Origin of the sequence: Mycobacterium spongiae, assembly GCF_018278905.1 — a bacterium.
Lineage (GTDB): Bacteria > Actinomycetota > Actinomycetes > Mycobacteriales > Mycobacteriaceae > Mycobacterium > Mycobacterium spongiae.
In genome coordinates, this window is the sequence record NZ_CP046600.1 from 2,890,954 (window position 1) to 2,903,571 (window position 12,618).

Consider the following 12,618-nt stretch of genomic DNA (forward strand, 5'->3'; position numbering starts at 1 on the left):
CGAAAAAGACAAATTCCCCTCCTCCGGGGGTAGGAGTCCTCCCCAACGGGGGATCGATTTGCTGACGTGGCTGCCACAGGCTGGTCACATGCCCTCAACGACTTTCGCAGAGGCCGATCCGGAAACCCTCTCCGCTCTCGAACTTCTGACCACACCAGGTGGCATCGCCAATCCCTATCCGCTGTATGACCAGCTGAGAAAGCACTCACCCGTTGCCGGGTACCAGGACTGGCCACCCGGAACGGTTCCGGGCGCTGACGAGCCAGTCACCGCGTGGGCGCTGTTCCGCTACGACCAGATCTTTGCCGCCGCCCGAGATGCCGCGACGTTCTCGTCGCGCGACCCGCTCCAAGAGGCATCATCGGCGCCCAGCCTCATGCTGGTCAACACCGATCCGCCCAAGCACGAGGTGGAACGAAAGCTGGTCAGCCAGGCCTTTTCCCCGCGCCGCGTCAAGCGGCTGGAAGGCTGGCTCAACAACCTCGTTCCGCACCTGCTCGAAGATCTCGACCGAGACGCCAACGACGGCGAGGTCGAGGTCATGAAGTTTGCCGCCGAGATTCCTACCCGCGCCATGGTGCGACTGCTGGGATTGCCTGACGGCGACCACGTCCGCTTCCGGCGATGGGCGAACGCGTTCATGCTGTCATCGTCGCTGACCCCGGAAGAACGCATCGCGAGCAACCAAGAAATGGTCGCCACCTTCGCCAGTCGGCTCGCCGAACACACCGCCCGGTTGGCGGAGCGTGCTGGCAGCGACGACGTCGAGGATGCGGAGGACCTGATTTCCGCGTTGTTGCGAGCGGAGGTAGACGGACAGCGGCTTACGCCGGAAGAGATTGTCCGTTTCTGTGTGACGCTGGTGGTCGCCGGCAGCGAGACCACCACCTTCCTCATCGGCAACCTGCTGCACGCGCTAGCGCGAGAGCCTGAGATCACGGCACGGATTCGAGCGGACCGAACGCTGCTGAACATCTTTGTCGAGGAGTCGATGCGCGTAGACGGACCGCCGCAGCGGCTGTTTCGCATCGCCACCCGCGACGTCGAGGTCGGGGGCAAGATGATCCGCAAAGGGGAGTGGGTGGCGTTGTTCTTCGGCTCGGCCAATCGAGACCCCGCCGTGTTCCCCGACCCGGGGCGACTCGACATCGACCGGAGCAACATTCGCCAGCAGCTCTCGATGGGACACGGCCTGCACTTCTGCCTCGGCGCCGCGCTCGCGCGGCTGGAAGTCATGGCGGTGCTCAACGCGGCGCTCGACCGGTATCAGTCGATTGCCCTTACCGACGACCCCGGCACCAAGCAGACCGCCAGCCTGCTGACCCACGCGTTTGTCCGCCTGCCCCTGCGCCTGTCATGACCACGATCGAGTCCCGCAACATCGACGCGACAAGAGCGATCTACACCGCGGTGCCAGCCGGGGACCTTGACGCTGCGCTGGAGCATCTCGATCCCGACGTGCGCATCACCTACTACGGAACCGAACAGATCCCCTACGCCGGCGACTACCGAGGCATCGAGGCGGCAATATCGTTTTTTACCAAGGTTGGGCAATCGATCCGGATCGTCGAGATCCAGCCGTGGAAGTACATCGCCAACGGCGACGACCTGGCCACCTGGGGCCACCAGCGGTTCCGGCGATTGGCCACCGGAGACGAGTGGGAATCGGAGTTCGCGCACATCATCACGCTGCGCGATGGTCGCTGGTTGCACTTTCGGGACTTCGCAAATACCGCCCTCGCAGCGCAAGTGTTTAGCCGATGAACGTCCCATGAAAGTCAGGGCCGACCGCGACGTCTGCATGGCCACCGGGGTGTGCGTGATGACCGCCGATGGATTCTTCGACCAGGATGCCGATGGCCTCGTCGTGCTCGCCGTCGATGAGGTGCCCGCCGGCGAAGAGGGCAGGGTGCGCAACGCGGTGCGGCTCTGCCCGTCCGGAGCGCTTGGGCTGGTCTCCGATTGAGATGCCCGGCAGCGTGATTCACGTCAGCGAGGTCACCCACACTCCGGCCGCCGCGGTCGCTGCCAGGCCAGTCCGCGCGATGGGTGACTTCTTCGCCATGACACTGGACACTTTCGTGTGCATGTTCAAACCGCCGTTCGCGTGGCGCGAATACCTCTACCAATGCTGGTTTGTTGCGCGGGTGTCGACCCTGCCGGGGGTGTTGATGACGATCCCGTGGGCGGTGATTTCGGGCTTCCTCTTCAATGTCCTGCTCACCGATATCGGTGCCGCGGACTTCTCGGGCACGGGCTGCGCGATCTTCACCGTGAACCAGAGCGCACCCATCGTGACGGTCTTGGTGGTCGCGGGTGCGGGCGCCACTGCCATGTGTGCCGATCTGGGTGCGCGAACCATCCGCGAGGAACTCGACGCGCTGCGGGTCATGGGAATCAACCCGACCCAAGCGCTGGCGGTTCCGCGCGTGCTGGCTGCGACCACAGTCTCGTTGGCGCTGAGCTCGGTGGTGATGGCGACAGGCCTTATCGGCGCGTTCTTTTGCTCGGTATTTCTCATGCACGTCTCGGCTGGCGCATGGGTGACCGGTCTGACCACCCTCACCCACACGATCGACGTCGTTATTTCGCTGATCAAGGCCACCCTATTCGGGTTGATGGCGGGGCTCATCGCCTGCTACAAGGGCATGTCCGTCGGCGGTGGCCCGGCCGGCGTCGGGCGGGCGGTCAACGAAACGGTCGTGTTCGCCTTCATCGTCTTGTTCGTGATCAACATCATTGTCACCGCCGTCGGTATCCGATTCACGGTGTCGTGAGGTGCAGCCATGAGCCTTAGTGTCGCCAGCAGCCCATGCAGAGTGCTTCGAGTAGCGAAACACCTTGCAGGCGCATGGAATCAGATGGGATCGCAAATGCGGTTCTACGTCACCGCCCTGGCCGGAATTCCCGATGCCGTTATGCACTATCGTAGCGAGCTGCTGCGGGTGATCGCCCAAATGGGTTTGGGTGCCGGAACTCTCGCGGTGATCGGCGGAACGGTGGTCATCGTCGGGTTCTTGGCGATGACCACCGGCGCGATCGTGGCGGTGCAGGGCTACAACCAGTTCGCCTCGGTGGGCGTGGAGGCTCTCACCGGATTCGCGTCGGCTTTCTTCAATACCCGCGAGATTCAGCCGGGAACCGTGATGGTCGCCTTGGCAGCCACCGTCGGCGCCGGCGCCACTGCCCAACTCGGTGCCATGCGGATCAACGAAGAGATCGACGCACTCGAGGTGATCGGCATCCACAGCGTCAGCTACCTGGCAAGCACCCGAGTGCTTGCCGGCGTCGTCGTGGCAATCCCACTGTTCTGTGTGGGACTCATGACGGCCTATCTAGCCGCCCGCATCGGTACTACCGCCATCTATGGCCAGGGCTCCGGTGTGTACGACCACTACTTCAACACGTTCCTACGGCCAACCGACGTACTCTGGGCCTCTTTCGAAGTCGTCGTCGTCGCTCTGACGATCATGCTGGTGTGTACCTATTACGGGTACACCGCACGCGGCGGGCCGGCCGGCGTCGGCGAGGCCGTGGGCCGCGCCGTGCGCGCCTCGATGGTCGTCGCGTCGATCGCGATCGTCATCATGACGCTGGCCATCTACGGGCAGTCCCCAAACTTCCACCTGGCGAGCTGAGAGCATGAGTCGCGAGCGCGGTAGACACCGTCTGCACGACAGGTGGTGGACGCTGATCCTCTTCGCGGTCATCGGTGTGGTCGCCCTCGTGACGACTGTGGCCTTCAAGGGCACCTTACGGTCCTACGTGCCGGTGAGGCTGACTTCGGATCGCTCCGGACTGGTCATGGACACCGGCGCCAAGGTCATGATGCGCGGCGTACAGGTCGGCCGGGTTGGTCAGATCGGCGGCGACGCCAGCGGGGCCAACCTCAAACTGGAGATCGCCCCTGACCAGATCCGCTATATCCCGGCCAACGTGGAGGCACGAATCAGTGCGACGACCGCGTTCGGCGCAAAGTTCGTCGAGCTGGTGATGCCTCAGAACCCTAGTAATGCAAGGCTATCCGCAGAGACGGTATTGCGTTCGAAGAACGTCAGCACCGAGATCAACACGGTCTTCGAAAGCGTGGTCGACCTGCTCGACGTGGTCGACCCGGTCAAACTGAACGCGGTGCTGACAGCAGTCGCCGACGCGGTGCGCGGGCAAGGTGACCGCATCGGCCGCGCCACCACCGACCTCAACGAGGTGTTGGAGGCACTCAACGCGCGCAACTCTACCATCCGCCAAAACTGGCAATCGGTAAAGAAATTCACCGATACGTATGACGCCGCGGCGCAGGACATCCTGACGATCCTCGACGCCGCGAGCACGACCAGCACAACCATTGTGGACCACTCGAAAGAGCTGGATGCGTTGCTGCTCAACGTTATTGGTCTGTCGAATGCCGGAACCAACCTGCTCGGCCAGAGCAGGGACAACCTCATCGCGTCGGTCAACGTCCTCGAGCCGACCACCAACCTGCTACTCAAGTACGCACCCGAATACACCTGCTTCCTACAAGGAACCAAGTGGTATCTGGACAACGGCGGCTATGCGGCGTGGGGTGGCGCCGATGGCCGAACGCTGCAACTCGATGTCGCGCTCTTGTTGGGCAACGACCCGTACATTTATCCGGACAACCTGCCGCGTGTCGCGGCCAAGGGCGGCCCCGGTGGCCGCCCGGGGTGCGGGTCACTGCCGGATGTCACCAAGAACTTCCCAGTACGCGAGTTGGTCACCAACACCGGCTGGGGAACTGGGCTTGACATCCGGCCCAATCCCGGTCTCGGGCACCCATGCTGGGCGGACTACCTGCCCGTGACCCGCGCCGTACCCGAGCCGCCGTCGGTGCGGGCATGTATCCCGGGGCCAGCCATTGGGCCTAACCCGGGAGGCCCGCCGTACGGGGCGGGTCCACCATGACAGGCGTCGTTGTGCGCTTGGGCATCTTCCTGACGGTGTGCCTGCTGACCGCGTTCTCGTTGATCGCCGTCTTCGGGGAGGTCCGCTTCGGTGCCGGCAAGACCTACTACGCCGAGTTCACCAACGTGTCCAATCTGCGCAAGGGCAAGCTGGTGCGCATCGCAGGAGTCGAGGTCGGCAAGGTCACGAAGATCTCCATCAACCCGGACGCCAGGGTGCTGGTCGAGTTCACCGCCGACGATTCGGTCACCCTCACCGAGGGAAACCGGGCGGTGATCCGCTACGACAACCTCTTCGGCGACCGCTACCTGGCGCTCGAGGAGGGCGCCGGTGGTCTGAAGATCCTGACTCCCGGTCAAACGATCCCCGTGGAGCGCACCCAGCCCGCGCTGGACCTCGATGCCCTGATCGGCGGATTCAAGCCGCTGTTTCGCGCGTTGGACCCCGACCAGGTCAACGCCCTGAGCGAACAGTTGCTGCAAGCATTTCAGGGCCAGGGACCCACGATCGGGTCATTTCTGGAGCAGGCGGCGGTCGTGACCAACACATTGGCCGACCGCGACCAGCTCATCGGGGAGGTGGTCAACAACCTCAACGTCGTGCTCGGAGCGTTGGGCGGCCAGAGCGACCGGTTGGACAAGGCGGTCACCTCGCTATCGCAGTTGGTTCACGGTCTCGCCGAACGAAAGACCGATGTCTCCAACGCGGTGGCTTACACCAATGCCGCGGCCGGTTCGGTGGCCGATCTGCTCTCGCAGGCCCGCGCGCCGTTGTCGAAGGTGGTTCACGAGACCGATCGAGTCGCAAGCATCGCGGCCGCTGATCACGACTACCTCGACAATCTGCTCAACACCCTCCCGGACAAGTACCAGGCGCTGGTCCGCCAGGGCATGTACGGCGACTTCTTCGCCTTCTATCTGTGCGACGTCGTGCTCAAGGTCAATGGCAAGGGTGGCCAGCCGGTGTACGTCAAACTGGCCGGCCAAGACACCGGACGGTGTGCTCCGAAATGAGATCATTCGCCGAACGCAACCTGCTCGTCACTGGCGCTGTGGGCATCGCGGCCGTTACCGCTGTCGTGCTGGCGGCTCTGCAATACCAGCATCTGCCCTTCTTCAACCGCGGCGCAACCATCTCCGCCTACTTCGCCGACGTGGGCGGGCTGCAGACCGGCAACACCGTCGAGGTCTCCGGCTATCCCGTCGGAAAAGTATCCAGCATCGAGCTCGACGAACCTGGCGCGCTCGTCACGTTCACGGTGGACAACAACATTCGGTTCGGAAACCGCACGGAGGCGGCGATCAAGACCAAGGGCTTGCTGGGCAGCAAATTCCTCGAAGTCACACCCCGTGGCGAGGGTCAGCTCGACGGGCCCATCCCGATCGAACGAACAATGTCGCCCTACCAGCTGCCAGCGGCACTCGGTGACCTGGCCAGCACGATCAGCGGATTGAACACCAAAGCGCTGTCCGAGTCGCTGGCCACGCTGGCACAGACCTTCGCTGATACCCCGGCGGATTTCCAGAGCGCGATAAAGGGAATCGCCCGAATTGCGCACACACTTGATCGGCGCGACGCCCAATTGCGCAGCCTGCTCGACAACGCGGCCAAGGCGACCGGGGTGCTCGCCAAGCGCACCGACCAGATTGTCAGCCTGGTGCGTGACACCAATGCGGTGTTGGCGCAGTTGCGAACACAAAGCGCCGCGCTCGATCACATCTGGGCGAATATCTCGGCGGTGTCGCAGCAACTACAGAGATTCATCGCTGAGAACCGAGGGCAACTGCAGCCTGCAGTGGACAAGCTCAACGAGGTACTCGCCATCGTCGAAAACCGCAAAGAGCGTGTGCAGCAGGCTATCCCGCTGATCAACACCTACGTCATGTCGCTCGGTGAGTCACTGTCGTCAGGTCCCTTCTTCAAGGCCTACGTGGTGAATCTGCTGCCAGGGCAGTTCGTGCAACCGTTCATCAGCGCGGCGTTCTCCGACCTGGGGCTGGATCCGGCCACCTTGCTCCCGTCACAGCTGACGGACCCGCCAACGGGCCAACCCGGAACTCCAGCGCTACCGATGCCGTACCCCCGGACGGGTCAGGGGGGCCAGCCGCGGCTGACGCTACCCGATGCGATCACCGGCAATCCCGACGATCCACGCTATCCCCTGCGGCCCGAGCCACCGGCCCCGGCACCTGGCGGTCCACCACCCGGTCCGCCAGCGCCCGCGCCACCGGGGTTGGAATCCCAACCCGGGGGTCCACCATGACGGTAAGGCTGCGCCGTGCCCGCTCGGTGTTGGCGACCACCCTTGTCCTGGTGTTCGTCGCGGGCGTGATTGTCGCCATGCGAACGGGCGGTGCCGCGGCCCGAACCATCGTGATCGCCTACTTCGACAACAGCAACGGCGTGTTCGCCGGTGACGACGTCCGCATCCGAGGGGTGCCGGTGGGCAAGATCCTCACGATCGAACCTCAACCGCTTCGTACCAAGATTTCGTTCTGGTTCAGTCGCAAGTACAAAGTCCCGGCGCATGCCAAAGCGGCGATCCTGTCGCCGCAACTAGTGACGGGACGAGCGATCCAGCTCACGCCGCCGTACCTCTCCGGACCGACCATGGCCAACGGCGCGGTCATCGGCCAGGACCGCACCGCCGTCCCAGTCGAGTGGGACGACCTGCGCGTGCAACTTCAACGACTCACCGAATTGCTCCAGCCCACCCAGCAGGGCGGCGTCAGCGCGTTGGGTGCGCTCATCAATACCGCAGCCGACAACGTGCGCGGGCAAGGCGCGACCATCCGCGACACCATCATCAAACTCTCGGCGGCGGTGTCCGCACTCGGCGACCACAGCACCGACATATTCTCCACCGTCAGGAACCTCTCGACGCTGGTGACGGCGCTGCACGACAGCGCAGATCTGCTCGAGCGGCTCAACCTCAACCTGGCCGCGGTGTCGTCGCTGCTGACCGACAACCCGAACAAGGTCGGTCGGGCGGTCGAGGACCTCAACGCCGCCGTAGCCGATGTAGGAGACTTCGCCGCCGAGAACCGCGACGCGATCGGTACAGCATCGGAAACACTCACGTCGATCACCACCACGTTGGTCGACAGCCTCGACGACATCAAGCAGACCCTGCACATCAGCCCGACGGTGTTGCAGAACTTCAACAACATTTTCGAACCGGCCAACGGTGCGCTGACCGGCGCACTGGCCGGCACCAACATGGCCAACCCGATCGCGTTCCTGTGCGGAGCAATCCAGGCCGCCTCCCGCCTGGGGGGCGAGCAAGCCGCGAAACTCTGCGTGCAGTACTTGGCGCCGATCGTGAAGAACCGCCAGTACAACTTCCCACCGCTGGGGGAGAACCTCTTCGTCGGAACGCAGGCCAGGCCGAACGAGGTCACCTACAGCGAAGACTGGATGAGGCCGGATTACATTCCGCCAGAAGCGAACTCGCCCACGGTGACCACCGACGCCGCGGCCGGCCTCCGCGGCATGATGATGCCGCCCGGAGGTGGCGGATGAGAATCAGCCGCTGGCGGCCTGCGACGACGTGCTTGGTCTTGATCCTGGCGATGGCCCCGATATCGGGCTGTGGCTGGCGGGGGCTGAATTCGCTGCCGCTGCCGGGCACCCGGGGCAACGGGCCCGGCTCCTTCGCGATCCAGGCACAGATGCCGGATGTCAACAACATCCAGCCGAACTCGCGGGTGCGCGTCGCCGACGTGACGGTCGGCCATGTGAGCAAGATCGAGCGCCAAGGCTGGCACGCATTGGTCACCATGCGGCTAGACGGCGGCGTGGACCTGCCGGCCAACGCGACGGCCAAGATCGGCACCACCAGCTTGCTGGGCTCCTATCACATTGAGCTGGGGGGACCGAAAGACGAAGCACCGCAAGGCAAGCTGCGTGGCGGCTCGCTCATTCCGCTGTCGCACGGCGGCGCCTACCCGAGCACCGAACAGACTTTGGCGGCGCTGTCGCTGGTGCTCAACGGCGGCGGACTGGGCCAGGTGCAGGACATCACCGAGGCGCTGAGCACCGCGTTCCGGGGACGAGAGCGCGATCTGCGCGGCCTGATCCGCCAGCTCGACAGGTTCACCGCTCACCTCAACGAACAGTCCGGTGACATCATCGCGGCCACCGAGAGCCTCAACCGCCTGGTTGGCAAGTTCGCTGGGCAAGAGCGCGTGCTGGATCGAGCCCTGGCGACCCTCCCCGACGCGCTCGCGGTGCTCAGCGACGAGCGGGACAACCTCGTTGCAGCCGCCGACCAGCTGAGCAAATTCGGCGCCCTGACCGTTGACTCGGTCAGAAAGACCAAGGCGAACCTGGTCAAGGAACTACGCCAGGTCGGACCGATCCTGGAATCGCTGGCCAACGCCGGCCCTGCCCTCACGCGATCGCTGTCCCTGCTGGCCACCTTCCCATTCCCGAACGAGACGTTTGAAAATTTCCAGCGCGGCGACTACGCCAACCTGACGGCGATCGTCGATCTCACCCTCAGTCGGATCGATCAAGGCCTGCTCACCGGCACCCGGTGGGAGTGTCATCTGACCGAGCTTGAGCTGCAGTGGGGTCGCACCATCGGCCAGTTCCCCAGCCCGTGCACCGCAGGCTACCGGAGCACCCCCGGCAATCCGCTGACCATTGCCTACCACTGGGACCAGGGGCCCTAAATGCATCTACAACGACGGTTCATCATCCAGCTGGCCATCTTTGCCGTGGTCGCGTTCACTGCGGTGGCCGTCACGTTTCTGCATTTCGTCAAACTGCCGGCCATGCTGTTCGGCGTCGGCCGCTACACGGTGACGATGGAGCTGGCCGACAGCGGGGGGCTGTACACCAGCGCCAACGTCACCTATCGCGGCTTCGAGGTGGGCCGCGTCGAAACCGTGCGGTTGACCGACACCGGCGTCGAGGCGGTGCTGTCGCTGAAATCGGGCATCGCTATCCCGTCCGATCTCACGGCCGAGGTACATAGCCAGACCGCGATCGGCGAAACGTATGTCGAGTTGTTGCCCCGCAACGGCACCTCGGCGCCGCTGCGGGACGGCGATGCGATTCCGCTGGCCGACACGTCGGTGCCGCCGGACATCAACGCCCTCCTCAGCGCCACCAACACGGCTTTGGCGGCAATTCCGCACGACAACCTGCAGACCATCATCAACGAGTCGTACACCGCGGTGGGCGGTCTTGGTCCGGAGCTTTCCCGCCTGATCATCGGATCGTCGGACCTGGCGATCGAGGCTCGCGCAAACCTCGACCCGCTGCTCGCGCTCATCGACCACGCGCCGCCAGTGCTCGACTCGCAGACACACACCTCCGAGGCCATTGCCGGCTGGGCGTCGCACCTGGCCGCAGTCACCACGGCATTGCGAACGCACGATGAGGCCGTCGCCGCGACCATCGACCAGGCCGGCGCTGCCCTCGGCGAGGCAACCACACTGATCGAGCGGCTCCAACCAACCCTGCCCATCCTGCTGGCCAACCTCGTCAGCGTCGGCCAGGTCGCGCTGACCTACCACAACGACATCGAACAACTGCTGGTGGTGTTCCCGATGAGCATCAATGCCGAACAGGCCGGCATCGTGGCCAACCTGAACACCAAGCAGGCATACCGCGGTCAGTATCTGAGCTTCAACCTCAACCTCAACCTGCCCCCGCCATGCACCACCGGGTTCTTGCCGGCCCAGCAGCAACGGGTCCCGTCATTCGAGGACTACCCGGACCGCCCAGCCGGCGACCTGTACTGCCGGGTACCACAGGACGCGCCGCTCAACGTGCGCGGCGCCCGCAACATCCCCTGTGAAACCGTGCCGGGCAAGCGTGCGCCCACCGTGAAGTTGTGCGAGAGCAACGAACACTACCTACCGCTCAACGACGGCTACAACTGGAAGGGCGACCCCAACGCCACCGTCCCCGGTCTAGGTTCCGGCCAGGACATCCCACAGTTGCCACCCGGATCAACGCCGCCGCCAGCGGCTCTAGGTCCACCCGGGCCGGCGCCGCCGGCGCCCATTGCCGCCGCCGAATACGACCCCGCCACCGGCACCTATATCGGACCGGATGGACATCAATACACCCGTTCCGACTTGGCTCAGAGCGCACCGCACAACAAAACGTGGCAGACGATGCTGCTGCCACCGGGCGCCTGATGGCGGCGACACACAGCTGCAGGAATGGAGGACCACAGTGCCGGTAGCGACGGATTCCGAACCGACCGCAGATGCCCGGGAGACCCAGCACGGCGACGTGGGTCAGAGCACTCCCGAGGACTGTGGTGCGCCACCCGACGACGCCGACAGCGCCCCGCGCGCCCCGGCGAAGAAGACCGACACGGCGCCGCGGGGTGCGATAGTGTTCGGCCTGGCATTTGTCGCCGTACTGGTGATGTTGCTGTGCTGGTTGGTCTTTCAGCTCCATCAGGCGCAGCAGCAACAGGACCAGCGACGTCAATTCCTGCAGGCGGCCAGGCAAGGCGCGCTGAATCTGACGACCATCGACTGGCGCCACGCCGAAGCGGATGTGCGGCGCATTCTCGACAGCGCGACGGGCGAGTTCTATGACGACTTCGCCAAGCGCTCGCAGCCGTTCATCGAAGTACTTCGCCAAGCCAAGGCGACCACGGTCGGCATGATTACCGAGGCCGGGTTGGAGTCGGAGACCGCGGAATCCGCCGAGGCGCTGGTCGCGGTATCCGTACAGACCTCGAATGCCGGTGAACCAGAACCTGTTCCGCGGGCATGGCGAATGCGCATCACGGTCGAGAAGGTCGGCGCTGCGGTAAAGGTCGCTAGTGTCGGATTCGTGCCATGAGGGTGGTCAAGCTGCTGATCGCCTACGGGTTGCTGCCCGGCATCGCGCTGCTACTGGCCGGTGGGGCGGGCTTCGTGAAATGGCACGAGGCCACCGCCCGCGGCGCTGCGAGTGCCCGCGCCGAATCGGTACAGGCCGCCACCGAAGGAACCATCGCGCTGCTGTCGTACCGGCCCGACACCGTGGAGAACGACCTCGAGTCCGCGCGGGGCTGGCTGACCGGCACGTTCCTGAACGCCTACACACAGCTCATCCACGACATGGTGATCCCCGGCTCGAAGCAGCAGCAGATCTCGGCCGCGGCCACCGTCCCGGCGGCCGCATCGGTGTCAACGTCGGCCGACCACGCCGTCGTCCTGCTGTTCGTGAACCAAACCATCATGGTCGGCCACGACGCGCCAACCAACACCGCATCCAGCGTTCGGGTGGCCCTCGACAAGATCGACGGACGTTGGCTAATAGCGCGATTCGACCCGGTCTGAACCAACGGCGATGGCACTCCGGTTGTTTCACCACATGCCTGCCAGGCTACGACTGGCTGTGGCCCTCGCGGGTGCGCTCGCGTTAGGTGTTGTGACATCGGTCCAGACTGCCAGCGCACACGCCGATGTGGTGGCCTACCTCGTCAACGTAACGGTCCGTCCCGGCTACAACTTCGCCGACGCCGAAGCCGCCGTGCACTACGGACAGGGACTCTGCGGCAAGCTATCTCGGGGCCACACCTATGCGCAGCTCATCAGCGGCATCGAGGCCGACTTCGCCACCGCAGACGAATACCACGCCGCGTATCTGCTCAACCAGGCCGTCAACGAACTGTGCCCCGCACTGATCTGGCAGTTGCGCCACTCTGCAGCCCACTACTAGGAATACGACTGGAAA

Annotated in this window: 14 protein-coding genes; all 14 read left to right on the forward strand. The window is 64.5% G+C overall.

Features of this window, described 5'->3' with window-relative positions:
• Nucleotides 1-88: 88 nt before the first annotated feature.
• Entirely contained in the window at nt 89-1,360 is a 1,272-nt protein-coding gene (locus tag F6B93_RS11795; protein WP_211695266.1) for a cytochrome P450, read from the forward strand.
• Entirely contained in the window at nt 1,357-1,764 is a 408-nt protein-coding gene (locus F6B93_RS11800; RefSeq protein ID WP_211695267.1) for a nuclear transport factor 2 family protein, read from the forward strand. Before F6B93_RS11795 ends, F6B93_RS11800 begins: the two co-directional genes overlap by 4 nt.
• 7 nt (nt 1,765-1,771) lie before the next feature.
• Nucleotides 1,772-1,966, forward strand: a complete 195-nt coding sequence (locus F6B93_RS11805) for a ferredoxin (RefSeq protein ID WP_211695268.1) — start codon at nt 1,772-1,774, stop codon at nt 1,964-1,966.
• 79 nt (nt 1,967-2,045) lie between these two features.
• Nucleotides 2,046-2,777 (forward strand): MlaE family ABC transporter permease, encoded by a 732-nt coding sequence (locus F6B93_RS11810; protein ID WP_246541131.1) that lies wholly within the window; start codon nt 2,046-2,048, stop codon nt 2,775-2,777.
• A 9-nt stretch (nt 2,778-2,786) separates the two neighbouring features.
• Nucleotides 2,787-3,638, forward strand: a complete 852-nt coding sequence (locus tag F6B93_RS11815) for an ABC transporter permease (protein WP_425518445.1) — start codon at nt 2,787-2,789, stop codon at nt 3,636-3,638.
• A gap of 4 nt (nt 3,639-3,642) precedes the next feature.
• A complete protein-coding gene (locus tag F6B93_RS11820) occupies nt 3,643-4,923 on the forward strand; it encodes an MCE family protein (RefSeq protein WP_211695270.1) in 1,281 nt (426 codons plus the stop codon).
• Entirely contained in the window at nt 4,920-5,936 is a 1,017-nt protein-coding gene (locus F6B93_RS11825) for a virulence factor Mce family protein (protein ID WP_211695271.1), read from the forward strand. The genes F6B93_RS11820 and F6B93_RS11825 overlap by 4 nt, the downstream gene beginning before the upstream one ends.
• On the forward strand, nt 5,933-7,186 hold the full coding sequence (locus F6B93_RS11830; RefSeq protein WP_211695272.1) for an MCE family protein: 1,254 nt from the start codon (nt 5,933-5,935) through the stop codon (nt 7,184-7,186). Before F6B93_RS11825 ends, F6B93_RS11830 begins: the two co-directional genes overlap by 4 nt.
• Complete coding sequence (locus F6B93_RS11835; RefSeq protein WP_211695273.1) at nt 7,183-8,445, forward strand: MCE family protein; 1,263 nt, start codon at nt 7,183-7,185, stop codon at nt 8,443-8,445. The genes F6B93_RS11830 and F6B93_RS11835 overlap by 4 nt, the downstream gene beginning before the upstream one ends.
• 50 nt (nt 8,446-8,495) lie before the next feature.
• Nucleotides 8,496-9,599 carry a virulence factor Mce family protein gene (locus F6B93_RS11840; RefSeq protein ID WP_211699433.1) on the forward strand — a complete coding sequence of 368 codons (1,104 nt, stop codon included), beginning with the start codon at nt 8,496-8,498 and terminating at the stop codon, nt 9,597-9,599.
• Nucleotides 9,600-11,078 carry an MCE family protein gene (locus F6B93_RS11845; RefSeq protein ID WP_211695274.1) on the forward strand — a complete coding sequence of 493 codons (1,479 nt, stop codon included), beginning with the start codon at nt 9,600-9,602 and terminating at the stop codon, nt 11,076-11,078.
• Nucleotides 11,079-11,175: 97 nt separating this feature from the next.
• The gene (locus tag F6B93_RS11850) at nt 11,176-11,739 is read left to right on the forward strand and encodes a mammalian cell entry protein (protein ID WP_211699434.1); all 564 of its coding nucleotides are present in this window, start codon (nt 11,176-11,178) and stop codon (nt 11,737-11,739) included.
• Complete coding sequence (locus tag F6B93_RS11855) at nt 11,736-12,221, forward strand: hypothetical protein (RefSeq protein WP_211695275.1); 486 nt, start codon at nt 11,736-11,738, stop codon at nt 12,219-12,221. The genes F6B93_RS11850 and F6B93_RS11855 overlap by 4 nt, the downstream gene beginning before the upstream one ends.
• 34 nt (nt 12,222-12,255) lie before the next feature.
• Nucleotides 12,256-12,603, forward strand: coding sequence for a DUF732 domain-containing protein (locus F6B93_RS11860; protein WP_211699435.1), 348 nt, complete (start codon nt 12,256-12,258; stop codon nt 12,601-12,603).
• Nucleotides 12,604-12,618 lie beyond the last annotated feature (15 nt).